General features: G+C 68.8%; 27 protein-coding genes and 2 pseudogenes. 8 read left to right on the top strand and 21 right to left on the bottom strand.

What is annotated here, in order from left to right; genetic code table 11:
- From H5411_RS40670 to H5411_RS40635, 8 genes and pseudogenes are all read right to left on the bottom strand, one after another.
- A pseudogene (locus tag H5411_RS40670) lies at nucleotides 1-339 on the bottom strand (serine/threonine protein kinase); the annotation flags it as partial.
- Nucleotides 340-422: 83 nt separating this feature from the next.
- On the bottom strand, nucleotides 423-1,388 hold the full coding sequence (locus H5411_RS40665) for a glutamate ABC transporter substrate-binding protein (RefSeq protein WP_244194625.1): 966 nt from the start codon (nucleotides 1,386-1,388) through the stop codon (nucleotides 423-425).
- Nucleotides 1,385-2,773, bottom strand: coding sequence for a hypothetical protein (locus tag H5411_RS40660; protein WP_101436244.1), 1,389 nt, complete (start codon nucleotides 2,771-2,773; stop codon nucleotides 1,385-1,387). Before H5411_RS40660 ends, H5411_RS40665 begins: the two co-directional genes overlap by 4 nt.
- Nucleotides 2,774-2,864: 91 nt before the next feature.
- The gene (locus H5411_RS40655; RefSeq protein ID WP_101436245.1) at nucleotides 2,865-3,920 is read right to left on the bottom strand and encodes an ATP-NAD kinase family protein; all 1,056 of its coding nucleotides are present in this window, start codon (nucleotides 3,918-3,920) and stop codon (nucleotides 2,865-2,867) included.
- A gap of 145 nt (nucleotides 3,921-4,065) precedes the next feature.
- Nucleotides 4,066-4,287 carry a heavy-metal-associated domain-containing protein gene (locus tag H5411_RS40650; protein WP_101436246.1) on the bottom strand — a complete coding sequence of 74 codons (222 nt, stop codon included), beginning with the start codon at nucleotides 4,285-4,287 and terminating at the stop codon, nucleotides 4,066-4,068.
- A 200-nt stretch (nucleotides 4,288-4,487) separates the two neighbouring features.
- Complete coding sequence (locus H5411_RS40645) at nucleotides 4,488-4,691, bottom strand: cold-shock protein (RefSeq protein ID WP_009071749.1); 204 nt, start codon at nucleotides 4,689-4,691, stop codon at nucleotides 4,488-4,490.
- Nucleotides 4,692-4,904: 213 nt separating this feature from the next.
- Nucleotides 4,905-5,180, bottom strand: coding sequence for a hypothetical protein (locus H5411_RS40640; protein WP_101436247.1), 276 nt, complete (start codon nucleotides 5,178-5,180; stop codon nucleotides 4,905-4,907).
- Nucleotides 5,181-5,477: 297 nt separating this feature from the next.
- On the bottom strand, nucleotides 5,478-7,121 hold the full coding sequence (locus tag H5411_RS40635; RefSeq protein WP_183126899.1) for a thiamine pyrophosphate-binding protein: 1,644 nt from the start codon (nucleotides 7,119-7,121) through the stop codon (nucleotides 5,478-5,480).
- A 124-nt stretch (nucleotides 7,122-7,245) separates the two neighbouring features.
- On the opposite strand from H5411_RS40635, the gene H5411_RS40630 reads away from it, so the two are divergent.
- A complete protein-coding gene (locus H5411_RS40630) occupies nucleotides 7,246-8,526 on the top strand; it encodes a hydroxyacid-oxoacid transhydrogenase (RefSeq protein WP_183126898.1) in 1,281 nt (426 codons plus the stop codon).
- On the top strand, nucleotides 8,520-8,927 hold the full coding sequence (locus H5411_RS40625) for an acyl-CoA thioesterase (RefSeq protein WP_183126896.1): 408 nt from the start codon (nucleotides 8,520-8,522) through the stop codon (nucleotides 8,925-8,927). Before H5411_RS40630 ends, H5411_RS40625 begins: the two co-directional genes overlap by 7 nt.
- On the opposite strand, the gene H5411_RS40620 is transcribed toward H5411_RS40625, so the two are convergent.
- Nucleotides 8,928-9,881, bottom strand: coding sequence for a helix-turn-helix transcriptional regulator (locus H5411_RS40620; RefSeq protein ID WP_183126895.1), 954 nt, complete (start codon nucleotides 9,879-9,881; stop codon nucleotides 8,928-8,930). It abuts the gene before it with no gap.
- Between the two features lie 45 nt (nucleotides 9,882-9,926).
- On the opposite strand from H5411_RS40620, the gene H5411_RS40615 reads away from it, so the two are divergent.
- From H5411_RS40615 to H5411_RS40595, 5 genes are all read left to right on the top strand, one after another.
- Nucleotides 9,927-11,015, top strand: a complete 1,089-nt coding sequence (locus H5411_RS40615; RefSeq protein ID WP_183126893.1) for an epoxide hydrolase family protein — start codon at nucleotides 9,927-9,929, stop codon at nucleotides 11,013-11,015.
- A gap of 443 nt (nucleotides 11,016-11,458) precedes the next feature.
- On the top strand, nucleotides 11,459-11,860 hold the full coding sequence (locus H5411_RS40610) for a PadR family transcriptional regulator (protein ID WP_158242472.1): 402 nt from the start codon (nucleotides 11,459-11,461) through the stop codon (nucleotides 11,858-11,860).
- Between the two features lie 303 nt (nucleotides 11,861-12,163).
- The gene (locus H5411_RS40605; protein ID WP_143271382.1) at nucleotides 12,164-13,411 is read left to right on the top strand and encodes a hypothetical protein; all 1,248 of its coding nucleotides are present in this window, start codon (nucleotides 12,164-12,166) and stop codon (nucleotides 13,409-13,411) included.
- A 37-nt stretch (nucleotides 13,412-13,448) separates the two neighbouring features.
- Nucleotides 13,449-13,679: a CHC2 zinc finger domain-containing protein gene (locus tag H5411_RS40600; RefSeq protein ID WP_101440864.1), complete on the top strand. Its 231-nt coding sequence runs from the start codon at nucleotides 13,449-13,451 to the stop codon at nucleotides 13,677-13,679.
- Nucleotides 13,680-13,965: 286 nt separating this feature from the next.
- Nucleotides 13,966-14,805, top strand: coding sequence for a hypothetical protein (locus H5411_RS40595; protein WP_233921959.1), 840 nt, complete (start codon nucleotides 13,966-13,968; stop codon nucleotides 14,803-14,805).
- Here the strand turns inward: H5411_RS40595 and H5411_RS40590 are convergent.
- From H5411_RS40590 to H5411_RS48695, 6 genes are all read right to left on the bottom strand, one after another.
- On the bottom strand, nucleotides 14,791-15,594 hold the full coding sequence (locus H5411_RS40590; RefSeq protein WP_229857911.1) for a cupin domain-containing protein: 804 nt from the start codon (nucleotides 15,592-15,594) through the stop codon (nucleotides 14,791-14,793). The genes H5411_RS40595 and H5411_RS40590 overlap by 15 nt on opposite strands.
- Complete coding sequence (locus H5411_RS48160; RefSeq protein WP_229857913.1) at nucleotides 15,563-15,967, bottom strand: hypothetical protein; 405 nt, start codon at nucleotides 15,965-15,967, stop codon at nucleotides 15,563-15,565. The genes H5411_RS40590 and H5411_RS48160 overlap by 32 nt, the downstream gene beginning before the upstream one ends.
- 16 nt (nucleotides 15,968-15,983) lie before the next feature.
- Nucleotides 15,984-16,133, bottom strand: a complete 150-nt coding sequence (locus H5411_RS40585; RefSeq protein WP_167441923.1) for a hypothetical protein — start codon at nucleotides 16,131-16,133, stop codon at nucleotides 15,984-15,986.
- 188 nt (nucleotides 16,134-16,321) lie between these two features.
- Nucleotides 16,322-17,062 carry a class I SAM-dependent methyltransferase gene (locus H5411_RS40580; protein ID WP_101436254.1) on the bottom strand — a complete coding sequence of 247 codons (741 nt, stop codon included), beginning with the start codon at nucleotides 17,060-17,062 and terminating at the stop codon, nucleotides 16,322-16,324.
- A complete protein-coding gene (locus tag H5411_RS40575; protein ID WP_101436255.1) occupies nucleotides 17,059-18,621 on the bottom strand; it encodes an asparagine synthase-related protein in 1,563 nt (520 codons plus the stop codon). The genes H5411_RS40580 and H5411_RS40575 overlap by 4 nt, the downstream gene beginning before the upstream one ends.
- 76 nt (nucleotides 18,622-18,697) lie before the next feature.
- Nucleotides 18,698-18,823 (bottom strand): hypothetical protein, encoded by a 126-nt coding sequence (locus H5411_RS48695; RefSeq protein ID WP_267903761.1) that lies wholly within the window; start codon nucleotides 18,821-18,823, stop codon nucleotides 18,698-18,700.
- A gap of 210 nt (nucleotides 18,824-19,033) precedes the next feature.
- Between H5411_RS48695 and H5411_RS40570 the strand changes: the two genes are divergently transcribed.
- Nucleotides 19,034-20,512, top strand: coding sequence for a helix-turn-helix domain-containing protein (locus H5411_RS40570; protein WP_101436256.1), 1,479 nt, complete (start codon nucleotides 19,034-19,036; stop codon nucleotides 20,510-20,512).
- 133 nt (nucleotides 20,513-20,645) lie between these two features.
- On the opposite strand, the gene H5411_RS40565 is transcribed toward H5411_RS40570, so the two are convergent.
- From H5411_RS40565 to H5411_RS48155, 6 genes and pseudogenes are all read right to left on the bottom strand, one after another.
- Nucleotides 20,646-22,124, bottom strand: coding sequence for a tyrosine-type recombinase/integrase (locus H5411_RS40565; protein ID WP_101436257.1), 1,479 nt, complete (start codon nucleotides 22,122-22,124; stop codon nucleotides 20,646-20,648).
- Nucleotides 22,125-22,208: 84 nt separating this feature from the next.
- Nucleotides 22,209-22,385 (bottom strand): helix-turn-helix domain-containing protein, encoded by a 177-nt coding sequence (locus H5411_RS40560; protein ID WP_244194626.1) that lies wholly within the window; start codon nucleotides 22,383-22,385, stop codon nucleotides 22,209-22,211.
- 275 nt (nucleotides 22,386-22,660) lie between these two features.
- The gene (locus tag H5411_RS40555) at nucleotides 22,661-23,659 is read right to left on the bottom strand and encodes an adenine nucleotide alpha hydrolase family protein (protein ID WP_246370162.1); all 999 of its coding nucleotides are present in this window, start codon (nucleotides 23,657-23,659) and stop codon (nucleotides 22,661-22,663) included.
- On the bottom strand, nucleotides 23,659-24,195 hold the full coding sequence (locus H5411_RS40550) for a recombinase family protein (protein ID WP_158242473.1): 537 nt from the start codon (nucleotides 24,193-24,195) through the stop codon (nucleotides 23,659-23,661). Before H5411_RS40550 ends, H5411_RS40555 begins: the two co-directional genes overlap by 1 nt.
- Nucleotides 24,196-24,451: 256 nt before the next feature.
- Nucleotides 24,452-24,946, bottom strand: coding sequence for a hypothetical protein (locus tag H5411_RS40545; protein WP_143271384.1), 495 nt, complete (start codon nucleotides 24,944-24,946; stop codon nucleotides 24,452-24,454).
- A pseudogene (locus H5411_RS48155) lies at nucleotides 24,894-25,137 on the bottom strand (hypothetical protein); the annotation flags it as partial. The pseudogene H5411_RS48155 and the gene H5411_RS40545, both read right to left, overlap by 53 nt.

Here is a 25,137-nt window from a genome sequence, read left to right as displayed (position 1 = left end):
TGGCTGGGCTGCCTGCTGGGCCTGCCCCGGCTGAGCGGCCGGGGCGGACGGCCCCCGCTGCGCCTGCTGTCCGGGCTGACCGGGCTGACCGGGCTGTCCGCCCTGAGCACCCTGCGGACGCTGCACCGGAGCGTTGATCAACGTCTCGGCATCGGGATCCGCCTGCGGGTTCAACCGCCCGGACACCGACGGTTCCGGGGTGTCCCAGCGCACCGGCGGCGGCGGGGTCCACGAAGCGTCGGCCGCCTCGCCCCGCTCGGACGGCTGGTCCGCGGTTTTCGCCTCGTCGCCGTCCCCGTCCGGTGCTGCGTGCCGAGGACGGCGCGCCTCCTCCGACACAACTACCTCCCGAGCTCCCCGCGGCAAACCTGCCGCTCAAAAAGTACAACTTGCGCCGCCTCGGCGCTGCGAGACCGCCCTGGTCACCCGTATTGCGGGGACGGCGGGTTCGCCGGTCCCAGCCGGGAGCCGACCCAGGTCTGGTAACTGTTCGCCCAGGTGCCGTCGCCGCGGATCTTGTCCAGCACCGCGTTCACGAAGCGGACCAGGTCCTCCTCGTCCTTCGGGATGCCGACGCCGTAATTCTCCTGCGTCATCGGGTCTCCCACGACCTTCACCGTCGGGTCCTGCGCGGCCATGCCCGCCAGGATCGTGTCGTCCGTGGACACCGCGTCGACCTGGCTCTGCTGCAGCATCACCAGGCAGTCCGACCAGTTCGACACCGACACCGCGACCGGTTTGGCCGGGTCGGTGGCGATCTTCGCGAGCGAGGTCGACTTCGCCGCCGCGCACACGCGTTTCCCGGCGAGGTCGGCCAGCGACTGCGCGTTCGACGACTTCGGCACCAGGATCTTCTGCCCGGCCACGTAGTACACCGACGAGAACTGCACCTGCTTCCGCCGGGCGCAGGTGATGCTGTAGGTCCGGACCACCACGTCGACCTGGTGTTCCTTCAGCACGGTTTCCCGCTGCGAGGACGTGATCGCCCGGTACTGCACGTGCCCGTCGGAACCGAAGATCTGCTTGGCGATCTCGTTGACGAGATCGATGTCGAAGCCCTCGAGCTTGCCGGTCTTCGGATTCCGGAAGCCGAAGAGATAGGTCGTCTGGTCGACGCCCGCGATGAGCTTCCCGCGCTGTTTGATCTTCTGCAGGCTCGGCCCCGAGGTGTCCAGACCATTCGGCGCGAGACTGACCAGCGGGTTGCAGCTGGTGTCGGAATCGCCGCCGGCCGCGGCGTCCGGGCCGCCGACACCCGCCGGGGTCGGCCAGGCCGCGTCGGTGACCGGTGCGGCCTCCATCTGCTGGCTCGCCGTCCCGCAGGCGGCGGCGAGAACCGCGACCACCGCGAGCACGGCAGTCCGGACGAAGTGCCGCGACCGGATCACCGGTACTCCCTCAGTCTCTCTCGCACGCCGACTGTGATGCCGCCCGCGGCGAGCACCGCCAGCACGCCGACGCCCGCCGCGAGCGCGGTGAGCGCGTTGTCGCCGGATCTGGTGCTGTCGAGGAATTCCTGACGGCAGACGTCGATCGCGGCCTGGAGGTTCGTGTCGAGCCGGGCGAATGCGGCGGCCGCGCTGTTCGGGCTCACGCTCGTCGCGAAGTCGACCGCCTCCTGGTACTGCCCGCCGTCGTCGAGGCGGCGGACCTGAAGGTGGGCCAGCGACCATTCGCGCGCGGCCTGTTCCGCCGCTTCGATCTTCTGCTCCCCCGTGGTGCCGGAGGCGAGACCGCGAGCGTCGCCGAGCAGACCGCCCTTGCCGTCGGCTCCGACGAGCTTTTCGGCCAACTGGATGAACTGCTGTTCGTACGCGCCGCCGTCGCCGCGCGCGACCAGAGTGAGGGTTTCGTCCGCGCGGGCCTGCAGCGCGTAGATCCGGGCCCGCACTAGGATGTCGACCTGCGAGGTGCCATCGGTGCGCCCGGTCGCGACGAGACTGCCCTGCACGATGAGCGCGACCGCGCCCCACAGCAGCGTCAGCACGACGCAGCCGGTGGCGACGAGCAGCCCGATGTTCAGCACCCGGTTCGTCCGCCGGGTCAGGTAGATCTGCGCGGCCACGAGCGCCGCGAGGAGCGCGGCGATCAACGCGACCGCCGCCCACGGCACGTCGCTGCTGCTGTCCTGCTCGTCGAAAAGCTTCTTGGTGTGCGCGTTGTAGAGCGCGTCCGCGGCGGGCAGGATCGTCGAGCGCATCAGCTGCGAAGCCTCGCGCAGATACGAAGCGCCGGACGGGAAACCCTGCCGGTTGTTCGCGCGCGCGGTCTCGACGATTCCGGTGTAGACCGGGACCTTCTGGTTCAGGATGTCCACCTGGTGGGCGGCGTCGCCGACGTCGGTGGTGTCGGACGCCGCGCGGGCGAGCGCGGCTCCCGCTTCGGCGATGTCCTGCTCGTACCGCTTCCGCAGCGCGGGCGGTTCGGTGCCGACGGAAAGGAAGGCGCTGGCCGCGGTCGCGTCCGCGTCCGACAGCGAGCGGAACACCTGCTGCGCCGCCCCCGCGAGAGGTTCCCGGTGATCGATCAGGCCGTTGATCGTGTTGTCCTTGTCTTGCACGGACAACACGCCCACAAGGCCGGCCACCAGCGAAAGCAGCACCAGGGCGACCGCGATCAGCGACAGTTTGCCGGGCGTGGTGGTCGTGGATCTGACGACCGCGCGCACCGCCTGGCCGGGCAAGTCCAGCAGCCCGGCGATTCCGCTGCGGCCCCGAAATTCCTCCGGTGGGGGCTCGGCAGTCGTTTCCGGCCGCGTCGCAGTGCTGCTCATCCCCGATCCTCCCCGTGTGCCACTCGCAGAAGGTAGCCGGTCGGGCAAGCCGCAGCGAACGACACCCGGAAGGTGTCACCTGCACGTGATCTCAGCCAGCGCACCGACCGTGGCTTCGGCCTTTCTCACCGGTTCGGCTGATAGCGCTGCTGCGTAGCAACCCCTGGGTTGCCGCTTCGGCCATAGCCGCGCGTACGTCGACGCACCACGGACCGTCCGCGCGCAGTTCGACGTACGCACCTTCGCCGTTCTTCAGCTCCAGCTCGCGTTCTCCGTCTACCGCGATAACGCCGCCACCTGCGGCAAGGTCGACGCGTACGCCGGGACGCAGCACTCCCCAGCCGCGTACGCCGACAGGACGCACGACGCCGGGCGCGATCGCGGCGTGCACCACGTACGCGGAGCTGTCGACCGGGCCAAGCTGAAGCGCCACACCGTCCGCACTGGAACGAGAACTAGGACACAGCTGTCCGGCAATGCTCGACAGGCCAATGCCATCCGGCTCGGCAAAGGTGCAATACAGCTCAGTGAGCGCAGTCGGATCCCAAAGCGCCTTCGCGCCGACGTGTTTGTTCATCGAGACCGCGACGTCCACCAGCGCGATCTCGCGGCGGTTCTTCGTGACGACCTCGAGCATGCTGACCCGCTGGGTCACGAGGTCGGCGTCGACCTGGCCGCTCGCGACCATCCCGGCGGCGAGCCCGGCCACGGTGGCCTCTCCGGCCTGCGGGAAAGCGTTGTTGGTGCCAGTCGGCAACGCGAGCAGCGGGACGTCGCCGCACGCCTTCGCGGCGACCCGGGCAGTGCCGTCGCCGCCGAGGCACACGATCACGCCGGCCCCGGCGTCGACCATCTGGCGCACCGCGTTGATGGTGTCCTGCGCGGTGCCGGTGAGCGTGTCCTCGTCGCAGAAGTCCACCTCAGGCAGCGGATCGCTGCCGAGATCGCGCAGCACGGCGGCGGAGATGCCGCCCAGGTCGCTGGACAGCAGCGCACGGTCGACGCCGGTCACCGCGAACGCCGACAGCAGCCGGCGCACCAGGTTGGCCTTCTCCTCGACCGGGAAGGCCGACGCCTGTGTGACGAGTCTTCGGATGTCCTGTCCGGACGCCGGGTTCGCCACGATTCCCGCAACGACTTCCCCCATCGAGCATCCCCCCAAGTCCGCTGTCGCCAGGGGACCAGCACACGCGTCCGGTCGCGCGGAGGAAAGGGTTGCACGGACGTTGCGTCGCCCGTGCCCTCCACGCCGGCCAGAGCCTACCCTGGGTTCTGGCGTGGCTACCCGTCGTTCAGACGAGAGAAGCAAGTCCTTCGCAGGTGTACCCGGCTTCTTCGACAGCGGCGCGGACGGCGGCCTCGTCGAGGACTTCGGCGCTGCGGACCGTCACGTGTCCGGTTTCGACGTCGACGGTCACGTTCTCGACGCCGGGCACCTCGGTCAGTTCTTCGGTGACCGACTGCGCGCAGTGGCCGCAGGACATCCCGGTGACGAGATAAGTGTTTTCGCTCATGCCCGCGAGCCTACGAGCTCCGGACAGGCCACGATCGGGTGATCCACAATGGCCGGTCAGGGACCCAAAGCCTTGGCGGGCAACAGGATCCGCATCGTGAGACGCCTCGGCGGCGATCCGGTCGCGATCCGGCCGCGGAGACGAAAGAAGCCACCACCCCCGCAACCGGGAGTGGTGGCGACTTAGCGATTAAACGCAGGTCAGATCAGGCTGACCGACGTGGCCTGCGGGCCCTTCTGGCCCTGGCCGATCTCGAACTGCACGCGAGCGTTCTCCTCGAGGGTACGGAAACCGTTGCCCTGGATCTCGCTGTAGTGCACGAAGACGTCGCCGCCGCCGTTGTCGGGAGTGATGAAGCCGAACCCCTTCTCGGAGTTGAACCACTTCACGGTGCCCTCAGTCATCTAAACAATCTCCATACATAACACCAAAACAGGAAGCCGACCGACGTCCTGGGCCCAGACACGGGCGAGATGCGTTCCCCGGAGAGGAGGACCACGCCCGCTGAGTTCTGCGAGCGTGCTAAACCACGAACACAAAAATCGAGACCAACTAAAGTAAAGCACAGCGGAGCGGGCGCGGACAAGCCGACTCACCCGAAAGTCCCGCGACCGGGGTCACTCCCCGCTGGCGTGGCGCAGCGGCTCGCCGAACGGCGACCGCCAGTCGGCTCCCTGGTCGGGCACGACCACGGCTACGTCGTGGGCTTCCGCGCTGGCGCTGAACAGCACCGGAACCACGCCGGACCGGGTCTGGGCAGGCACCTCCGCGACGTCGCCGCGCTCCGGCTCCTCGCTCACCACGGACACCAGCGCACCGGCCCGCGCGGACCGGGCGCGGCCGCGAGCGGTCGCCCCTGCGGTACGGGATTTCCCGTCCTTTTCGTCGGCCATGACGAACTCCCCTCGTTCCTTCCCCGCGCCACGCGGGGGATGACCGCGATGGTGCCATCCGGCACCGACAAAAACCCGGCCGAAACCGGTTGTTCCCACCCCTGAAACGCGCGAATGGCCGCGAACCGAGCCGGGGAACGTGTCCACCCGGGAATTTCCCCAACCGGACGCGGGCCGAAGCGAACCGCGCGAGCCGAGTCCGGATGCCGAACCCCGGGAACTGAAGTCAGGCTACCCGAGCCAACCCCGTCCAGCCACTGAACATTCCCGGCGTTTCCTTGTGTTCTCAGGAAGATTTCAGGTCGAGGAAGGACGCGCCGCTCCGAGAAGCGTGCTCAGCCGGACGTCCGGCGTCACCACGTCCGGGTCTGTCCGGACGTCGATCACGCACGGCCGCTGCCGCACGAGCGCGCTCGCGATGATCGGTTCGAGCCGTTCGCGATCGTCCACCGTGTACCCCGCAGCGCCGAGCCCTCGCGCCCACGAAGCGAAGTCAGTCAGCGGGATGGTTACTCCGGACAGCCGTCCGTGCGTACGCGCCTGATGCATCGCGAGCGGACCGTGCAAGCCGTTCTGGAACACGACCACCATCACCGGCGCGCGGTAACGCACAGCGGTCTCGATCTCTTGCCCTGTCATGAGCGTGCCCGCGTCGCCGACCATCGCGACGACAGCGCGTCGCGGCTCGGCGAGCTTGGCCGCTACGGCCGCAGGCACCGCGTACCCCATCGCAGCGTTGCTCGGACCGAGCTGGCTGCGCGGAGCGGTGAAGCACCAGTAGCGGTGCATGAACTGCGCGAAGTTGCCGGCGTCGCTCGTGACGATGGTGTCCTCGGGCGCGAGCTTTCGCAGCGCGCGCACGACGTCGACCGGATGTACGCGCGTGTTGTCGCTTGTGTTCGGCGGTGTCATGAAGGTGTGCACGGCGGCGTTCGCGGCCGACGCTCTGCGCGTACGCGGCGAAGCGATCGCACGCAGCTCCTTCAGGAACGGCTCGACCTCAGTGTCCACACGGAACGTCAGGCCGCGGCGGCGCTGTTCGTCGATGCCAGTGCCGACAAGGACGAGCGTCTGCTGCGGAGTCGGATAGCGGAAGCCCTGCGTCGTGACTTCGTCGAGCTGAGTGCCGAGCGCGAGCACAAGGTCGGCACGTTCCAGTGCGTCGAGCTGCCGCGCGGGGATGCCGAGGCCGAGGTGTCCGGCGTAGCGCGCGTGGTTCTCCGGGAACGCGTCCTGGCGGCGGAAAGCGTTGTACACCGGGAGCGCCAGCTCGTCGGCCACCGCGATCAGCTCGTCCCGCGCCGACCGCGCGCGCCCGCCGACGATGACCACCGGATACCGCGCTTCGTCCACCAGCCCGGCGACCGCTTCCGCCGAACGGCCCAGCGTTCCGGTGGCAGGCGGGCGAACCTTCGCCACCGGTTTGGCCGAGTCGTACGGGACGCCCCACGCGTCGCTCGGCACGCCGATCACCACCGGGCCCGGCCGTCCTTCGCGACACCGGGCGAGGCCCTCGGCGAGCAGATGCGGCACGTCGTCGGGATCGTCCGCACGGACGCACCATTTGGCGATCGATTCGAACATCGCGGTCGAATCCGACGTCGGGACCTCGCCGGTGAGCACCGGGTCGAGCGGCGGGGTTTCGAGCAGCACCACCATCGGCGTCTCGTCCTGATATGCCGTCTGCACGCCCATGACCAGCGCCGCGGCGCTCGGACCGCGGCTGGCGAGCAGCACGGCGGGACGTTCGGTGAGCTTGCCCTCGGCCTCGGCCATGAAGGCCGCGCCCGAATCGTGGCGGGCCGAAACGAGCGTGACATCGCGCTCGCGGCGCAGCGCGTCGAGCAATTCCAGGAACGACTCGCCGACGACCGCGTACACCCGGCGGACCCGGGCCTCGTTCAAGACGCGTACGGCCGTTTGCGCGACGGTGGTTCCCACTTGGTATCTAATGAGGAGAGCTTAGGGCGGCACCGTGAACCGGCGTCAAGTGATCTTGAAAAACTCGCCGCCGGATTGTGCCGATTGCCGGATCGGGCTGCCCACCAGTTGGGAGGACGCCGTCGTGACATCCGCCGAACATGAGACTGTTTTCACTTATGGGGCTCCGGCGCTCAAGTACGGAACCGGGGCGAGCGACGAGATCGGATACGATCTGGGCCAGTTCGGCGCGCGCCGCGTGCTCGTGGTGACCGACCCGGTCGTCGCGGCGACCGGGTGGCCAGAGCGGATCGCCGAGGGCATTCGCGGCTACGGGATCGCGGCCGAGACATTCGACGGCGTGCACGTCGAGCCCACCGACGTCAGCCTGCAGAAGGCCGTGGACTTCGCCCGCGGAACCGGCCCGTACGACGCGTTCGTCGCGGTCGGCGGCGGCTCCAGCATCGACACCGCGAAGGCCGCCAACCTGCTGACCAGCAACGACGGCGAGCTGATGGACTACGTCAACGCGCCGGTCGGCGGCGGCCGCGCGCCGGCGCACCCGCTGAAACCACTGGTCGCGGTGCCGACGACGACCGGAACCGGCTCGGAAAGCACTACCGTGTGCGTGCTGGACGTGCTGTCGCTGCGGGTGAAGAGCGGGATCAGCCACCTGCGGCTGCGCCCGACGCTCGCCGTCGTGGACCCGCGGCTCACGGTCAGCCAGCCCGCCGGGGTCACCGCCGCGAGCGGAATGGACATCCTGTGCCACGCCGCGGAGAGCTACACCGCCAAGCCCTACACCGAGTTCGGCCGGAAACGACCGGAGGAGCGCGTGCCGTACTGCGGCGCGAATCCGCTGGCGGACATGTTCGCGGAGAAGTCGCTGCAGCTGCTGTCGTGGGCCCTGCCCGCCGCGGTGCGCGACGGCGACGACATGGCCGCGCGCGAGGCGATGGCACTGGCCGCGACGTTCGCCGGGCTCGGCTTCGGCAACGCCGGCGTGCACATCCCGCACGCCAACGCGTATCCGATCGCCGGACAGGTCCGGGATTTCCACCCCGACGGCTATCCCGGTGACGAAGCGATGGTGCCGCACGGCATGGCCGTCTCGCTCACCGCGCCCGCCGCGTTCCGCTTCACCTTCGCCGCGAACCCGGAACGGCACCAGCGCGTCGCCCGGTTGCTGGCTCCGGATTTCGAATGGTCCGGCGACTTCGCCGACCACCTGCCCGCCGTGCTGACCTCGCTGATGCGCGACATCGGCCTTCCCGCCGGGATCGGCGCGGTCGGCTACAGCAAGTCCGATGTGGACTCTCTGGTGGAGGGAACGCTGAAGCAGCAACGATTGCTGGCCACCGCGCCGCGCACACCGTCCGAAAAGGACTTGGCGGGAATCCTGCGGGATTCGGTGCAGCTGTGGTGAGCTATCCGCATTGGCAGACGGTTCCGTTGCGATGGAAGGACAACGACGTCTACGGCCACGTGAACAACGTGGTGCACTACTCGCTGATGGACACCGTCATCAACACCTGGCTGATCGAACGCGGCGGTCTCGACATCGAGTCCGGGCCGGCGATCGGGCTGTGCGTGGAATCGCATTGTGCTTACCACGCTTCGGTTTCGTTCCCGGACACGCTGCGGATCGGGCTGCGGGTGGCGCACCTCGGCCGGTCGAGCGTGCGGTACGAGATCGGGATGTACACGGCCTCGGAAACCTTGGTGGCGGAAGGACATTTCGTGCACGTGTTCGTGGACCGCGAATCCCGGCGGCCGGTGGAAGTGACGGGAAAGCTGCGGGAATCGTTGGCGGAACTGACTGTTTGATCACGCAGGACTGACCGCGCGCAGGGCCCGGCCGCCGAGTTCGCGCAGGTGCTCCGCCAGCTCCGGCGGTTCGTGCACCTCGAACTCGCGGCCGAGGCTGGTCAGCCGGAACGCCAGCCACTCCAAGGTGTCGGCCGGGCTGACGACGCGGCAGGTCCGGTCGTCGACCGCGGTCACTTCGCTTGCCGCGCCCCAAATCCGCGCCACCTCGTCCGCCGGCGCGCGCACGGTGACCACCGCGCGATGCGTCGGACGGGAGGTGTGCAGTTTTGTGGTCACGTACGCCGCCGGGTCCTTGGCAGGCAGGTCTCTTTTGTTGAAACGGGTCCCGATGGCCTGCGGTTTTTCGATGCGATCGACGCGGAAGACCCGCCAGTCGTCCCGATCGCTGTCGAACGCCAGCAGGTACCAGCGACGGCCGGACGACACCAGATGATGCGGTTCGACCAGCCTTTTCGTCGCCGTGCCGTCGTTGGCCAGATAGCCGAACCGCAGCCGCTCGCGGTTGGCGATCGCCGTGGCCAGGACCGTGAGCGACTCCGGATCCACGCGCGGCCCGTCGTTCAGCGGCAACGGCACCGTCGCGCCGCTGACCACGCTCACCCGGCGCCTCAGCCGCGACGGCAGGACCCGCTCCAGCTTCGCGAGCGCACGCACCGACGCCTCGTCGATCCCCGTCACCGCGTGCCCGGACGCCATCCGCAACCCGACCGCGATCGCGACCGCTTCCTCGTCGTCGAGCAGCAACGGCGGCATCGCACTGCCCGCGACCAGGCGATATCCGCCCTCCGCGCCCATCGTCGCCTCGGCCGGATACCCGAGCTCCCGCAGCCGCTCGATGTCCCGGCGAACCGTGCGGCCCTCGACGCCCAGCCGCTCCGCCAGCTCACTGCCCGGCCACTGCCTCGGCGTCTGCAACAAGGACAGCAACTGCAACAGCCGCGCCGCGCTCATGATCTAGGACGATATCTGACCTACATGGTCTCTAGCGTTCTCGTCATGACCATTCGCCCGTTCCGCATCGACATCTCCGACGCCGCCCTGGCCGATCTGCGCGCCCGGCTCACGCAGACCCGCTGGCCAGCACAACTGCCTGGCGACGGCTGGGAACGCGGCGTCCCGGTCGACTGGCTGCGAGAGGTCGCGTCCTACTGGGCCACCGGTTACGACTGGCGTGTCCACGAAGCCCGGCTGAACGAATTCCCCCAGTTCCACACTGAAATCGACGGCGTCGACCTGCACTTCCTGCACGTCCCGTCCGCCACGCCGGACGTCACGCCGGTGTTGCTGACACACGGCTGGCCGAACTCCTTCGTCGAGTTCGCGGCCTTGATCGAGCACCTGTCGGACTTCCACGTCGTGGTCCCGTCCCTGCCCGGTTTCGGCTTCTCCTCCGCCCCTGGCCCAGACTGGGACGCCGCCCGCGTGGCCCGCGCGTGGGCCGCTCTGATGCACCGCCTGGGCTACCGCGACTACGTCGTCCAAGGCGGCGACCTCGGTGCCTATGTCGCCCCCGAAGTCGCGCGGGTCGGCCCGGTGCTCGGGGTCTACCTCACGGCTGGCCTGGGGATTCCGACGGAAGCCGACCTGCCCGAACTGGACTCGGCGGAGCGTGCGGCGTTCGCCGAGATGATGTCCCAGGACTGGATGAACGGCGTCGACCACCACGGCCTCCTGCGCGCCGCGCCGCAGACGTTCGCGTACGGCTGGAACGACTCCCCCGTGGCGGCGCTGGCGTGGATGGCGCAGAAGTTCCACGAGTTCAACGCCGGTGGGAAGCCGCTGGACGAGATGCTGGACGCGTTCCTGACGAACCTGAGCGTGTACTGGTTCACCGAGACGTTCGGGACGTCGTCGTGGTCGTTCTACTCGAGCACCGGGTTCGCCTGGCCGCGAGGACAGAAGGCCGCGCCGACCGGCGTGTACAGCGGCGTGCCGGGGATCCGTCGGCTGGCGGAGCGAGAGTCGGAGATCGTCCACTGGCCGGTCGACAACCCGGCTGGACACCACTTCATCGCGATGGACCAGCCGGAGGCTTATGCGGCGGACCTTGGGAGGTTCATCGCGCAGGTCCGCTCAATGCGATGAGGTGGGATGCCGGGGCGGATCGGGTGGGTACCCACCCCGGCGAGGGGCCGGGTGCCGCCCGCTAGACTGAGCGCGCGGGCCGTTAGCTCAATTGGTAGAGCTGCGGACTTTTAATCCCCGGGTTTGCCGTGTCAACGAGTGTCGCATAGTGCCGCCCAGGGCTAATCCGTGCAGGTCAGGCGGCATTTTTCGCGTGCGCTGATGTCGGGCAGTGTCGCGGCGTATCGGGTGCTCTGTGAGCAACGGAGCCCAATCGGAGACCGACATCGGCCTGGGGGTACCCATCGCAGGCCACCGCAGGTGCGCGGTGTGCCGCGCCCCGGGTCCACCGCTATCCGCCTTTTGGGAATCAGTTTTGCCTCGAATTTTCGGTATATATCTCCGGGCTGGCGATTCTATGATCAACTGTGTCGACTATTAACTACTCGATTGTTTCAGCGCGGGTGCTTTCGGCGATCACGCATTCGCCCGGGTTTGAGTCGTTCGGCGCTGAGATCGCTCGGCTGACCGGGCTGCGGGCTCCGTCGATCTACAAGTTGCTCGCGCGGTTGGCGGAGCGGGGGTTCGTGCGGGAGGCGCGTGTCGAGCCCGCACGGCACGGGACACCACGGCGCTGGTTCGCCTTGACTGATGCCGGTCGGGCGTTGGCCGAGCAGTGGGGCGTGATGCGGCGGGAGACGGTGGTCGCTGAGCGCTTGCGTGCGGTGGCCGTCGTGTTGGACCTGGGTGCGGGCGATCCGTTGTTCAGGGTGGCGGACTTGTTGGACGTGCCCGGAGTGCCGGGCGCCGAGTTCGACGTGGATGCGCTGGTCGAGGCTGTGTTGGGCTCCGACGACGGGCCTTGAGGAGCCCGCGTGGGCCGTCCGCCGATCGGCTGGGGTGGCTGCCCGTCCGGCGCGGTCTTTCGACGTGCCCGTTGGCACGCCAGCAGGGCACGGATGATCCTGTGGCTGTACCACCACTGCCGCCGTTGCGTCAGGCTCGGGCGATCGGTGGACCGCCCGGTTCGTTCGCCATGCCGCTTGCTGGGTCAATACGGTGACTCGTCTCTATGCCGAACTACCGTCGAGGGTGATGCGGGCACGGATCGAGGGCGAACGGCCATCGGTGCTGTCGTCCGTGATGGCCGGGTGCGAGGTGAGCGGGCGGTGTCAGGTCTAAAGGAATCGGGGCAGCGCGATCGGCGTCCGGTGCTGGAGTTCGTCACGGAGGATCCGTGGGAGCAGCAGCTGGCCCGGGACTACTGGCTCCTGGATGCCGACGGGAAGTTCGTCTACAAAGTCGGCGATCTGGAGCGACGGGCCTACGACGAGCGCCCGGCGCTAGCCCGAGAACGGATCCCGGGCTTGGCCTACTATCTGCGCAAGCGAGTCCGGGCGCATGTTCCGGCAGTGTCGTGTCCCGGCTGCGGTGCCCGTGTCCATGTCGACAACCGGCCCGACTATCAGAAGGTGCTCAAGCTGCTGGAGGCCAGCGAGGTCCAGGCGTGCGCACCGTGCCGCGCGTCCGCGGTCGACGCGGCGGACCGAGCGGTCGCCGTGACACGGTGGCGCGAGGACCACGGCTGGTACGACGAGCAGCCGCCGGTGAAGGTGGCGGCCTTGTCGCTGCGGGAGGCGGTGAGCCTGCTGGCGGTATTCCGGGTGCCCTTCGACAGCGCGTTCACCTCGACTACGCCACTGGAACGGTGGCGGCGAAGGCTGGTGCCGCGTTACGCGGGAACGGACCTCGACGGCCGCGCACGACTGCGGGAGCTGGTCAAAGCGGGGGCGTTGTTCCCGCATCCGGACTGCCCGTCCTCGGGATATCGCGCCGTACACAGCCGGACCCAGGAGGTGTCGCTGGACTTCGAGACCGCGCGGTTGACCGCGCCTGGACCAGGGCCGACCAGCCTGCGCAACGAGGCCCTCGCCGCTGACCTCGTGGCAGCGTTGACCGGCCCATGGCCCGAACGATGGCACCGGCAGCGCGCGGTCGAGTGCCGCAAACTGCTGCACGCCGAGAACACCGGCTACCTGATCCGAACGCTGCACGACCACGGACTGCCCGCACCTCGCCACGACCTCGAACGGGACGTAATGGGACGCCTCGCCGACACGCTGACGCTGGCAGAGGCGGTGTACCTGATCGAGATCGCGACCGGGCGTGCGCACGAGCAACTCCGCCAGGGACACCTGGCCAACGTCCGCGAGGCCACCAACCAGGTCCTGCAGCGCCTACGCTGGTACCTCCGGCAGATCACCACGGGCGAGGCCGAACCGAAGGCACTGACGGCTCTGCCAGCACCCTGCTCGGTCGTCGCGACGACGTTCTTCCATACCGCGCTGGGACGGGACTCCGCCCTGCACGAGCGCGCTGAGCCCCTCACGCTGCCACCCGCAACCGAGTCCACGTGACGACACAGTGTCGGTCAGCACCGCTACGGTGGCCGCGATGACCACCGCCACAGCCACCCCGGACCCGGCACACGGCAGCGACATCCTGACCGTGGTCGCCCGCCACGTCGTGCTGCGTGAGCACGGTCCCGGTCGGTGGTACGGCCGCTGTCCGTTCTGTACGTCGACGACCTTCCAGGTCCGCTCGACCCACGGCACCTACCACTGCTTCGGGTGCGGCGAAGGCGGCACGGCGCCCACCTTCGCCGCCCGCATCCAGTGCCCCTGACGCAGACACACGAACGCGTCGACGGCGGATTTCGGTCATCCGGCCGGATTCCTCTGCCTTAGCGCTGGCCCGGAAAGGGTGTACCCAGGTACGGATTCGGTTATCGCCGGACAGGCATTGCCCCTTTTCGGCCCGTTGCTGTCCAGTCGGCCAGCAATGATCGAGGGCCGGGATGGGGGCTCAGCACGGAGCTACGCCCGTGATCGTGAGCTTGCCACGCCCGTCGTACGAACCTCGTTCACGGTGACGACGGCCGGTAGCCTGACTCTGTGCCGGAGAATGAGTCGTGACTGCTGCCTCGCCCACGCCCACGGTGTTCGACGTCCGCGAGCAGCAACATGACGACGTGCTCGGCCAAGTCGAGCGCGCTCTGGATGTGCGCCTCGACCGGGCCTCCGTCGTGTATGGCATCCACGGAGCCACCGAGGGATTCCGCACGAGCGCCGACACCTGGGTCCGCATCGAGCGCCGTCAGCGATGGCGGATCAACAGCGCGGTCTGGGTTGGCCTGGAAGCCGCCGCGACGATCCGGGGTGTGAAGAAGCCCGCCTGGTATCAGAGCACCACGTGGTCCGACCCTGCTCGCGACATCGTGTGGCGCGCGGACGAGCTGGAACGAATCACAGCCCCGCCGGTCGGCGACCTCGCCACGGCGGCCGGCCTGCCGAAAGCATGGTGGGCGAGCTTGCACGAGTCCCTCACCGCGTTGGCCGCGCACCCGACCGAACGGGTCGGGATGAGTCAAGCACACCTGACGAAGCGGATCAGCGAGGTCTTCGACGACGTTGATACCCAGGTGGACGAGTGGGCGACCGCGCACACCGACGTGCACTGGGCGAACTTGTCCACCGACGCCCACCTCATCGACTGGGAGGACTGGGGCCTCGCGCCGCGCGGGCACGACGCCGCGTGCTTGTGGCAGTCCGCATTGCCCGACCCTGCGGTAGCCGCACGGGTGCAACGAGAGTTCGCCGACGACCTGGAAACCCGGTCAGGCAAGCTCGCACAGCTGCTCCAATGCGCAAACGCGATCCGCGTCGCGCGTCGGCGGGGAACGCCGACACCGCTGTCCGTACCGGCGACGGCGGCGGCCGACGTGCTGCTCGCCGAGCTACGTACTGGCTGAGCACCATCCGGCATAGCCAGCCGCCAGATCGCCAGTCAGTTCCGCGCACACCCCTGCGTCGAGCAGCGCCTTGGCGAGTACCGCCGCGTCAACGCCGGTGGCCGCGGTGACCTGCTCGATGTTGGTCGGGTTGCCCGACAGCAGCGCGCGCAGCGCCGGTTCCGCACGCCCTGCGAACGTCAGCTCCGTGCCCACGGCGATCACTTGTACGGTCGATCCGTCCGGGATGATGTGCGGCGGGAAGTCGGTGAGGCACACCACGTCGGTGACCGGGCCGAACACGCCAGAGGTCACCACGCGTCGTCGCGGTGGACGTTCCTGTTCCCGAGCGGTCAGGTAGGCGGCCTGCGGGAATCGCGCGGCCAGCTCGGTCACCCGCCGTGGGAGTTGCTCGTCGGGAGCGTTCCAGCGCTCGAGGTCGTGGCGGAATTCCACGTCCTGACGGGCCTGGTCAGCGAGCCAGCTCATCCAGTCCACGCCGGTTCGCTTCACGAACCCGAACGTGGCGTGCAGGCTGAATCCCGAGCCCTGGTTGACGCGCGTGGCCTGGTGCCAGAAGCCGCGGGGAATGTGCATGACGTCGCCGGCCTTCAGGGTGCCGGACCAGACGATCTTCTCACTCGGCTCGTCGTTGTGCTCGGCGTCGCGGTACATCGGCGCCGGCCGCGACAATCCGCGCACTTCCCACGCCTTTTCGCCGCCGAGCTGCACGATGATCACGTCGTGGTCGTCCCAGTGCAGGTTGAATCCCGCCGCGTCATTCGTCGTCAGGTAGGTGTTGACTTGCACCAGCTCGCGCCCACCACTGGAGTGCCAGGCAGGCGATCTCCATGGTGGCGTCGAAGGCATCCAACGTGTCGAGCACGATCGTGCACCCGGAGTCGATCAGCTGGCCGAGCCGGTCCATTCGTGCCATCGGCATGCTCTGCCCCCGCCGGGAAACGACGTTGCCGAGGTAGGCATCCGGGTGGAGCTCGTCGCCGCCCTTGAAACAGCGGAACTGCGGCGCCGACAGCGACCGCCGCATGATCACATCCAGCAGCTTGGCCGGCGTCATGATCCGAGCGCACAGTTCGGGGGCGGTCATACTGCCGACCGCGAAACCCTGGCCGAGGGGCTGCGGGCCGCTCCAGCCGAGCGCCTTCTCGATCTCCTTGACCAAGTGGTGATCCACGCGGCTATTCCGGGATGTTCAGACCGTCGCCGCCCGCATCGCCGTGCCCGTCACCGCCACCCGAGGTGGAGGGATCGCCGTGTGTGAGGTCCATTCGGTCGCGAACCACCGGCACCCTTCGCACACTGATCACCAGGTCATCGTGCTCATCCATGAAAAGGGCTCCCCTTCGTTCGTGGCCGTTCCCTCTCCACGCTGGCCTGATGCCCGTGCCGCTGCCTAGCGCCATTCGGGTTTACCCACGATCACACTCAGTTCCCGCCGGTGGGCGCGGCGAGTGCCCGGCGTGAACGACGAACTCGGCGCGGCTGAGTTTCCGTCATTGACGCCGGTCCCTCGTGGTTATGGCGCTGCGGGGTTGTACCTGGCGACGAAGTGCGCGGTGGAACCGGTGAGCGGGCCGGTGTGGTTCCGCGGATCGGTGAATAACGCCGCGGGGCGGAACCCGGTGAGGGTGGCGTGGAGCTCCAGTTCGCGGGGGAATAGGACTCGGCGCCGGATGAGGTCGATTTCGGGGGTGCCGTCGTCGAGCTGCCAGGTGCGGCGCAGGGTGGCGATCTGGGTGCGGGCGTCCCAGCTGTGCTCGGTGATCACCTCGGCCTGGATGCCTGCCGCCTCCACGCGGCCGCGGGTCGGTGTGGCGATGAGGGTGGGGGCGATCTGGGTGACGAGGATCAGCAGGGTGCCGCGGTGGGCGTGGGCGGCGAACGTGGCGAAGGCGGCGCGGATGTCATCGTTGTGGTGCAGATATGCCAGGGAGTTGCCGAGGCAGAGGATCGTGTCGAAGGTGCGGTCCAGTCGGATCGTGCGCAGGTCGCCGACGCGCAGGTCCAACTCGGGGTGTTGATGTCGTGCGTGGTCGATCAGCGCGGGCTGGAGGTCCACGCCGACGCAGTCGTGGCTGTCGGCGAGTGCCGCCAGGTCGCGGGCGGTGCCGCAGCCGAGGTCGAGAACGCTCCCGGCAGGGACGGCCCCGTAGTCATCGATGAGGCGCTGACAGGTCGCGGCGGCGGTGCTGTCGCGGGTCAGGGCGTCGTAGAGGTCGGGGCGCCGGTAGGCGATGTTGTGCTCGGCCAGGCTCATGCGACGGGGGCGGGTTCCGGGGCCAGCAGGGAGCGCAGGCCGACTTCGAGGACGAGGGTGTCGCACAGCACGGACGGCACGGTAGCGCTCTGATGCGCGTCGCGCACGGTGCGCTTCAGGGCGTCGGGGTCGATGAAGCCGTGGTCGGCGAGCAGCATGCCTTCGGCGAGCAGACGTTCGGCGAGTGGTAGTCCGTGGTGGCGCAGGCCGTGTTGCATGAGGTCCCGGAAGTGCTCCGTGCGCTGGGGGTGGGTGACGAACGACGGCAGGTCGGCGCGGGTGAGGAAGTCGCGGTAGAGCTTCTTGCCGCGGCGGACCTCGAGCGGGAGCTGTTCGGCGAAGCGCACCAGACGGGGATGGGTGAACGGCGTGACCGGCCAGATTCCCGCGCGCAGGTAGGCGGGGTGGTGGATCGCGAACCCCATCAGGGTCGGTGTCGGCAGCACGGCGGAGGGCGCCAGGTTGTCGTCGATCGCGGCGACGGCGTCTCGGGTTCGGGGCCCCAGCCAGGACACTTCGGCGAAGCTCTGGGGTGGGAGTGGGGGCAGTTCGTCGATGCGGGGTGCCATGATCTCGTCGCCGCCGTTGCCGGTCAGCATGATCGTGACGCCACGGTGGGCAGCGCGGTCGGCGAGGGCTTCGAACGCTTCGCGGTAAAACTCGCCGCGGGGATCGTGGGCGGCGCCGCTGGCACGGATGCCGCCGGCGCAGAACGGGGCATGCTCGTGCGCTCGCAGAATGTCGTCGGTCGCGCCGACGCGGTCGGCGATCGCGACGCGACGACGGTGCTGCTCGGCACCGAGGGCTCCCTCGACAAGGAGCCCGAAGGTCCGCAGTGCGGGTCCTGCGGGCTCGTGTGCGGCGATCGCGACGGTGGCGGAGTCCAGGCCGCCGGACAGTTCCAGCCCCATCGCGGCACCACTGGCGCGCCACGGGTGCAGTGCCTCCGTGAGCAGGTAGGCGAGCCCATCGCGAGGGTCGGCACCGGGGCGCAGGTCCCGCGCGTGCGTAACGTGTTCGGCCGGGGTCGGGTAGGTGAGCTGGAAGCCCGCCGTGGTGAAGGTCGCGATCGCACGTTCGGTCAGCATGGTCACGTCGGTGAACAAGGTGTCGCTGCTGTAGCGGTGCCGCCTGGTCAAGGCGCGTGCCACGGCACGATCCTGTAGCTGGGTCGGCTGGAGGAGTCCGCGCAGCGCGGGCAGGTTCCAGCTCCCGTGCAGTACCTCGCCGTCGGAGGCCAGATACAGCGGTACGGTGCCGCCGATGCCGGCGGTGAGGGTGACCCGTCCCGGCTGCAGCTGCAGTACCAGTGCGTCGCCACGGGAAGTGCCATTCGCGCCGTCGCCGCCCTCCACGGGATGCGCCGGTCCTGCCAGGGTCACCGGGCTGGCGAGGTCACGCACCAGGATCGTGGTCGCTCGCGCGTCGTGGTCGATCTCGTGACGCAGTGCCGGGTGGGAGATCGGCTGGACCCAGCTCTCGCCGCAGCGCCATCGATCGCTATCCCAGTGCCACGCCGGTCGGGTCAGGTCGCTCAGCGCCAGGCGGAACGAAAGCATGTCGGGTTCAGGTCCTTTCCACCGTGCGGCTCAGGCGGCGCGAGCCGCCCGAGCCGCGGCGGATGTGGGCGTCCGGTCAGCTGGCGCAGTGGTCGCCCTTGTCGTTGCCGTCGGCGTCGCCAGGCATCTTCGGTGCGTAGAGGCTCTCCGACGAGGGCACACCGAGCACTAGGTCTCCGGTGAACATCGCGTCCAGGTCCATCTCGACTCCTTCGTGTGCTGAACCCGCGGCAAGCTGGGTAGGCCCGCCGTGGTGAACGCGCCGATCGACGCGCTTACCCCATTTCACCAGCACGTTTGCCGTCGTTCGACCCCGGATGGCGGGCGGGCGGTACCCGAATCGTGGACGTTGTGGGGACAGGCAGCGGACTTCGGCATCTGCCCAGCGTCCCGGCTCGCTTACTGTGTGCATATGGCTGGCTCCTCGAACCCGTTCCGCTCGCCGAACGAGACCTTGGTCGCCCTGCGGATCGAGCGGGCCCTGTCGCAGCAGGAGCTGGCCGAGGAACTCAACCGGCTGGCGACCACGAAGCACAACCGGCACCTGACGCTGACCAAGAAGTCGGTGTACCGGTGGGAGTCCGGGGAGACGGAATCCCCGAAGCGGCTCTATCAGCGACTGCTCGCCGAGTACTTCGGCGTCTCCATCCCCGAACTCGGTTTCCATCGACCCCAGATCCAGGCCAGCCGGCCGCCCGACACCGCCGGGGCTGCCGTCGCGTCCGCGGCGCCGGACGAGAGCCCGGACGTGGTCGGGGACCGGCAGCGGTGGCTCGCGGTCCGCACCGCGCTCGGCAGCACCCGGCGAGCGCTCGCGCTCGTCGCCGAGGGCCTCTACCCGGGCTACCGCGTCCCCGGGCTGGTACACACCGGCGTCATCACCCGGCCGGACTGGATCCCGGCGACGCCCGTACCTCTGGGTGCGGTGACGTTGACGCTGGACTCCGACGCCGCCCTCCCCGCGCTTACCGGTGGCGAACCCGAGACTTCCGCCGTACGCCCGCTGGCCACCCCTGCGCACCGTTTTCGCCGCTACCATGATGCGATCCGCGAACTCGCCGCGCCGCGCCTGTTCGAGAACAGGTTGTGCTTCCGGCTGACCGGGCTGGACTGGTCGGCGCGCACGATCCGGATGACCTTCGGGCACATGGGCTTTTTCGACTCGATGGACACCAACGAGGCGCTCGCACACGAAACCGCCCTGCACCACCTGACCCGGGATCGACACGGCGAGGTGATCACCACCAAACCGTCGTGGCGGAACCTGGCCTTCCGCAAGCTGATCGCGGACCCGTTCGACCTGTCCCGCCGCCCGCTCATGGGCGCCGTCGGCACCCTCACGATCCGCGGCGGCGAATCCCCCAGCATGGTGCTCCACCAGCGAGACGGCGGCCGAGTCGCCGGCGGCGGTGGCATGACCCACCTCATGCCCGCCGGGATCTTCCAGCCCTCCAGCGTCCTGCCCGCCGCTGTCGCCGAAGACTTCTCCTTGTGGCGCAACATCGAACGGGAACTCGCCGAGGAACTGCTCGGACACGACGAGTACGACGGCAGCGGGCACCCCATCGCCTACAGCGACCTCGAACCCTTCGCCGCGCTCGATGACGCCTACCGTCTGGGCGCCATCCAGGTCTGGTGCCTCGGCCTCACGCTCGACGCGCTGACCCTCTGCGGAGACATCCTGACGGTCGCGGTCATCGAGCCAGATCTCTACGACACGATGTTCGCCAGTGCCGTCAGCTCGAACTCCGAGGGCACGGTCTCGGCCCGCGCTCTCCCGTTCGAAGAGAACACGCTGCGCGAACTTCGGGAACAGGGACATCTCTCACCGGGTGCCGCCGCAGCGCTGCATCTGGCGTGGGCCCACCGCGCGACGCTCTTTCCCCGATAAGCCAACGGCACAAGGATTCGCGGAGGGCGCGGCGACGCGCTTCACAGCAAAGCACGGAGAAAACCGGGACACGACCATCCATTGTGGATGGTCGTGTCCCGGTTTTTCTTGTTTCGGGGTGTCCCGTGGTAGGTCAGGCGGCGGTGGGCCGATTGCGCCGCTGGTTGCGCGGGACGATGGACGCGGCGGCTTCGGCGGTCTCACGGGCCAGTTCGGGCAGAACGTGGGCGTAGGTGTCGGCGGTGACCGCGATGGTGGAGTGGCCGAGTAGTTCCTGCACGACTTTGAGGTCCGCCCCAGCCGCGAGCATGAGTGTGGCGGCCCCGTGGCGAAGGTCGTGCAGGCGCACGGGCGGAAGTTCGGCGGCGTCGGCGATGGCGTGGAAAGCGTCGGTGAGCTTGGCCGGGTGCAGCGGGCTGCCGTCGCGTTCGGTGCACACCAGCTCGTGCTCCAACCATGCGGTTCCGGCCGCCGCGCGCAATTCGTTCTGGTGTTTCTTCTGCCGCCGCAGCACCAGGGTGGTGGCTTCGTCGAGGGCGATGATGCGGCCGGAGGCTTCGCTCTTAGGCTCGCCGAACTCGGCCTTCCAGCCCAGCTGCACGATCGCGGTGGAGATGGTGATCGACCGGTTGGACAGCTCGATGTTCCACCACGGCAGCCCACAGGCTTCACCGCGCCGCAGGCCCCGGTAGGCGATGAGGTGGAACAGCGCGTAGTAGGGGTGCCCCTCTGCTTGGTCGAGGAACTTTCCGATCTGCTCGGGTGTCCACACCATGACCCGCGACGGTTTCTGTCCGGTGCGCTGCCACCGCTCGACCCGGTCCGGTGTCCACAACAGAGCCTTCGGGCGGCGCCCGGAAGGCAGCTCGACGTAGGCGGCCGGGTTGAAGGTGATTTTCTGGGCGCGGATGGCGGCGTTGAGCGCGGCGCGCAGGGTGGCGCGGTAGCGCTGCATGGTGGCCGCGCCCATGACCCGCAGACCGTGCGCGGTCTTGCGGACCTCGGGGTCGTCGCTGTCCTTGGCTGCGGTGATGGTGTCGTTGCGTTCGGCCATCGCGTCGAACATCCGGGAGATGTGGTCGACGGTGAGCGCGTCGAGCCGGTAGTGGCCCAGGTGCGGGATCAGCCAGTTGGTGATGTGGAACTGGTAGGCGATCCGGGTTCCTTCCCTGATCTTCTTGCGAGTGGTGATCCAACTGGTCAGCCATTCGCCGACGGTGGGCATGGCTCCGAGGCTGGCGTTGCCCGCATCGAGCTGCTGGGCGACCTCGTCCGGTGTGGGGAACGGTTCGCCGGTGCGCAGCCGGTTGTCGATGAGGTCGCCGATCGTGGCGAGTGCGGTGTCGCCGCGTCCTTCACCGAGTTCGACGAGATCGGCGATTTTTCCCAGTTGTTCTTGTGCGTCAGTCTGGGAGGCGAAGCCGTGCCGCCTGCGGGTGCGGCGGCTCCCGTCGTGGGTTTTGGGAAGCTCGGCTTGAAACGACCAGGTTCCGTGGTTGGAACTCCACATGCCGTTGGCGCGCTTGAGTTTCGGGCATTGGGAGCCGAGTTGTTTCTTGGTGCCGGGCTTCGTGCAGGTGCAACGTTTGTAGGTGGTGCCTTTGAAAGTCATCGCGGATTTTTCCTTTCCCGCAATCCGTGGGTGTCGCGTTCGGACAGGGGCCATGGACGCTCCGGTGCGCGCAGAGGGGAAGCGTCAGGCATGAGGCTCTTTGTCCAGCCCGAGTAGCTCGATCACACGCGCGACGGGGATGCGGTAGCTGCGGCCGACGCGGACCGCCGGCACCGGGAAGGTTCCGGCGCGGGCGAGTTTGTAGGCCGTGGTGCGGCCGATGCCGAGCATGCGGGCGGCGGTCATCAGGTCGGTGGTCACGCCGAGGTCCCCGAGTCGTTCGCGCGACCACGCCGGTGACGACGCGGCCGTGGTTGTCGAGTCAGGTGTGGCGGGGCGGAGACGGTCGAGATCGTGCACAGCAACCTCCTCGCGGCGAGGCGATGGTGGGTTCGGCGGTAGAGCAGGGGTTCTCGTGCGCGGGCACTGACCAACACGGAACGGGCACCCGACGGCGTTAAGCGTGGAACGCCGGAACGGCGCCCAGCGACGCTGTCAGGCCCGGCACGACAAGCCCGGGACGCAGCTGTCGGCCCTTACGGCACCGGCACCGTGGCGGCAGGACCGCTGCGGCACGAGAACGGAGAGCAGCCGTCGGGATCGTCTTCCTCGATGCCGGGTCGGCCGCGGGTGGCGTCGAGGTCGACTTCGTCCAACGGCAGCAGGGAGCGGTGGATGAAGAACTGGCCGCGCAACGGTTTTCCCTCAGCGTTGGCGCGAGGACTGCCGTTGCGGATCGCCTTGTCGAACTCGATCAGATCCGTCCACGCCTGCGGATCGGTGTCGCGGATGAACCGCAGCCGGGAGTTGCCCGAGTACGGGCAACCGATGCACGAACTTTTCACCACGTCGCCCAGGCCGCGCTCGCGCAAGTAGGCCAGGCAGTCCGAACGCGACATCCCGAGGTCCAGCAGAGGGAAGATGTTGCGGGTGTAGTTGACATCGGAGTCCTTGGCACGGTGGAATTCGTCAGTGGAGATACCGATGGCCTGGTCGACGAACACCCCGCGCGGCACGCGCAGCGGATGCGGGTAGCCGAGGATCTCTCGGACCGCTTTCTTCAGGGGCCGAATTTTATAGTCACCAGTACATTGCCGCCGCGCCATTCCCCTTGAGCCATCAGGGTTTTTGACGAACAACGGCATCGTCACGAAGCGTGCGTTGGGGTTCAGGGCGTCGTGGCGAATGTTGCCATTGGACACCGTCAGCACCGGTATCCCGGCCCGCGCACCGATCCGGCGTGCGATGTCCAGCTGGGCGTAGACCTGCTTGGGTTCCCAGCCTGTGTCGGCGAACAAGGCGGCGTCGAAACGCGGGATCCGGCCCTCGCACGCGAGCAGAAACACCGACAGGCTCTGCACCCCGGCACCAAGGCTCAGGAATCGGCCGCGCGGCCGACCGGGATAGCGCTCGCGACGCGGCGTGCCCGATCGGTGGGCCGCCGGTGTCGTGGACGGACGGCGGCGCGCTGACGACCGTGTCGGCGGGCGCGACGTGGCGGCGCGCGCTGCGGACGGTGGACGCGATGCCATCATCACCACACCTCCTTCCCGTCACCGTGGGCGGCGAATCCGTGGACCGGCGTGAGAAGCCGGTGCGGGATGCGCCGCACGCTGGTCGCGGGATCTTGCGCGGCCCAGAACAGCGCGGGGGTGACCAGGGCGCGATGCGCGGGCTGGTCGGACAGCACCCATTGCTCGACGGGACGGAACGCACCGTTCTCGTCGCGGGTGCCAGTCGCCTGGTAGCCCGTGTATTTGATGTTGGTCAAGATCGAGGCGACTGCTGCGGGCGGCCAGGAGAGGTGCGTCCCGGGCGGCGGGTAGCGGCCGTGATCGGCGTCGAGCCGCGCGGTGATGTCCTCGACGGACAGGCCGGTGACCGCGCGCCAGTAGAAGACGTCCTGCACCACCGGGGCACGGCACGGGTCCGGTGTCAGGCGGGTGCGGGGAGTACCGCGTCGGCTCTGCGCTCCGGTCACGGTCATCGTGGTGTAGCCATATGGCGGGTGGTGAACATTCCAGCCCGCGCGGATCAGGACCGCGATCGCCTCGGCCGACCGTCGCGTCACCGGATGCTGCGCAGGCTGAACACCGGAAGGCGTGTGGCTGGCGAGTGCTCGGTTCGGTGGCCGCCGGTATCGCAGCGCGACGCGGAGGCGGTGGCGGGCGGTACGGACCCAGCGGCGCAGACGGGTCGCGGGGCGGCGTGTCCTGCGGTGTATGGGCATGGCGAAGAGCCCCTTCAAAAGTCGGGCTGCGGAAGCGGGTGGAGCGTGGCGCTCCGGGGCGGGCTCGGCGGTGTCCTCACCCCGGAGCGCCACAGGTTCAGCGGCGCGAGGAGGTACCGCTGCGTCGACCACGCGCGGCAGTCGAGGCCCGGACGGCACCGGATGGGCGCGTCGAGCCGCCGCGCGCTGCGGCAGGGCGGCTCGCGCGGGTCTTGGTGTCCCGGGTCGCGCTGGCCGACGGGTGGCAGGGCGGACGGTGCAGGTGGGTCAGGTCGTCCAGCAGGAGGCGTAGTGCGTGCGCGGCTTGCTGGGGCATGACTCCGTTGCCCAGCGCCCGGAGTTGTGCGGTGCGGGGAAGGTCGAGATGTTCGGCGGTGACCCAGCCCGGGGGCAGGCCCATGAGCCATTCGACGAACGGCGGCGCGAGCACGGGACGTGCGTGCCGTCCGGGTTGCGTCGGGTACGGCGCGGGTCGGCCGGTGATGAGTTCCCAGCGGTGCACGGCGGCGGCGTACTCACCCCAGTCCACCGGCCCGGGTTCACCGCGGGCGGCGCGGCGGGCGCGCGGGGCGCGGGCGGTTGCCACGGTCACTCACCTCCTTCCGTACCCGGGTCTTCGGCTTGGGCGTGGTGACGGCGATGACGACCGAGGGCAGCATCAGATCGCCCTTCGAGCCGCGCTGCGCGGGGCAGCCTTTCGTGCCGTCGGTCGCCCGCGGGGTCGGCAGAAGTCGTAGAGTGTCCAAGAGCGACGGGCCTCCTTGTCGTGACGCGGCGGAGATT

The sequence above is a fragment of the Amycolatopsis echigonensis genome (assembly GCF_014174495.1).
Taxonomy (GTDB): domain Bacteria; phylum Actinomycetota; class Actinomycetes; order Mycobacteriales; family Pseudonocardiaceae; genus Amycolatopsis; species Amycolatopsis echigonensis.
This window is presented reverse-complemented; position numbering and strand designations above follow the sequence as displayed.

Bases quoted from the DNA above. Each gene is read 5' to 3' on its own strand.
- H5411_RS40600 (WP_101440864.1), top strand. From the start codon at position 13,449: ATGACCACCGCCACAGCCACCCCGGACCCGGCACACGGCAGCGACATC.
- H5411_RS48695 (WP_267903761.1), bottom strand. From the start codon at position 18,823: ATGGACCTGGACGCGATGTTCACCGGAGACCTAGTGCTCGGTGTGCCC.
- H5411_RS40615 (WP_183126893.1), top strand. From the start codon at position 9,927: ATGACCATTCGCCCGTTCCGCATCGACATCTCCGACGCCGCCCTGGCC.
- H5411_RS40640 (WP_101436247.1), bottom strand. From the start codon at position 5,180: ATGGCCGACGAAAAGGACGGGAAATCCCGTACCGCAGGGGCGACCGCT.
- H5411_RS40645 (WP_009071749.1), bottom strand. From the start codon at position 4,691: ATGACTGAGGGCACCGTGAAGTGGTTCAACTCCGAGAAGGGGTTCGGC.
- H5411_RS40580 (WP_101436254.1), bottom strand. From the start codon at position 17,062: ATGAGCCTGGCCGAGCACAACATCGCCTACCGGCGCCCCGACCTCTAC.
- H5411_RS40585 (WP_167441923.1), bottom strand. From the start codon at position 16,133: ATGGATGAGCACGATGACCTGGTGATCAGTGTGCGAAGGGTGCCGGTG.
- H5411_RS40655 (WP_101436245.1), bottom strand. From the start codon at position 3,920: ATGGGGGAAGTCGTTGCGGGAATCGTGGCGAACCCGGCGTCCGGACAG.
- H5411_RS40650 (WP_101436246.1), bottom strand. From the start codon at position 4,287: ATGAGCGAAAACACTTATCTCGTCACCGGGATGTCCTGCGGCCACTGC.
- H5411_RS40555 (WP_246370162.1), bottom strand. From the start codon at position 23,659: ATGATGGCATCGCGTCCACCGTCCGCAGCGCGCGCCGCCACGTCGCGC.
- H5411_RS40660 (WP_101436244.1), bottom strand. From the start codon at position 2,773: ATGAGCAGCACTGCGACGCGGCCGGAAACGACTGCCGAGCCCCCACCG.
- H5411_RS40565 (WP_101436257.1), bottom strand. From the start codon at position 22,124: ATGACTTTCAAAGGCACCACCTACAAACGTTGCACCTGCACGAAGCCC.
- H5411_RS40575 (WP_101436255.1), bottom strand. From the start codon at position 18,621: ATGCTTTCGTTCCGCCTGGCGCTGAGCGACCTGACCCGACCGGCGTGG.
- H5411_RS40620 (WP_183126895.1), bottom strand. From the start codon at position 9,881: ATGAGCGCGGCGCGGCTGTTGCAGTTGCTGTCCTTGTTGCAGACGCCG.
- H5411_RS40570 (WP_101436256.1), top strand. From the start codon at position 19,034: ATGGCTGGCTCCTCGAACCCGTTCCGCTCGCCGAACGAGACCTTGGTC.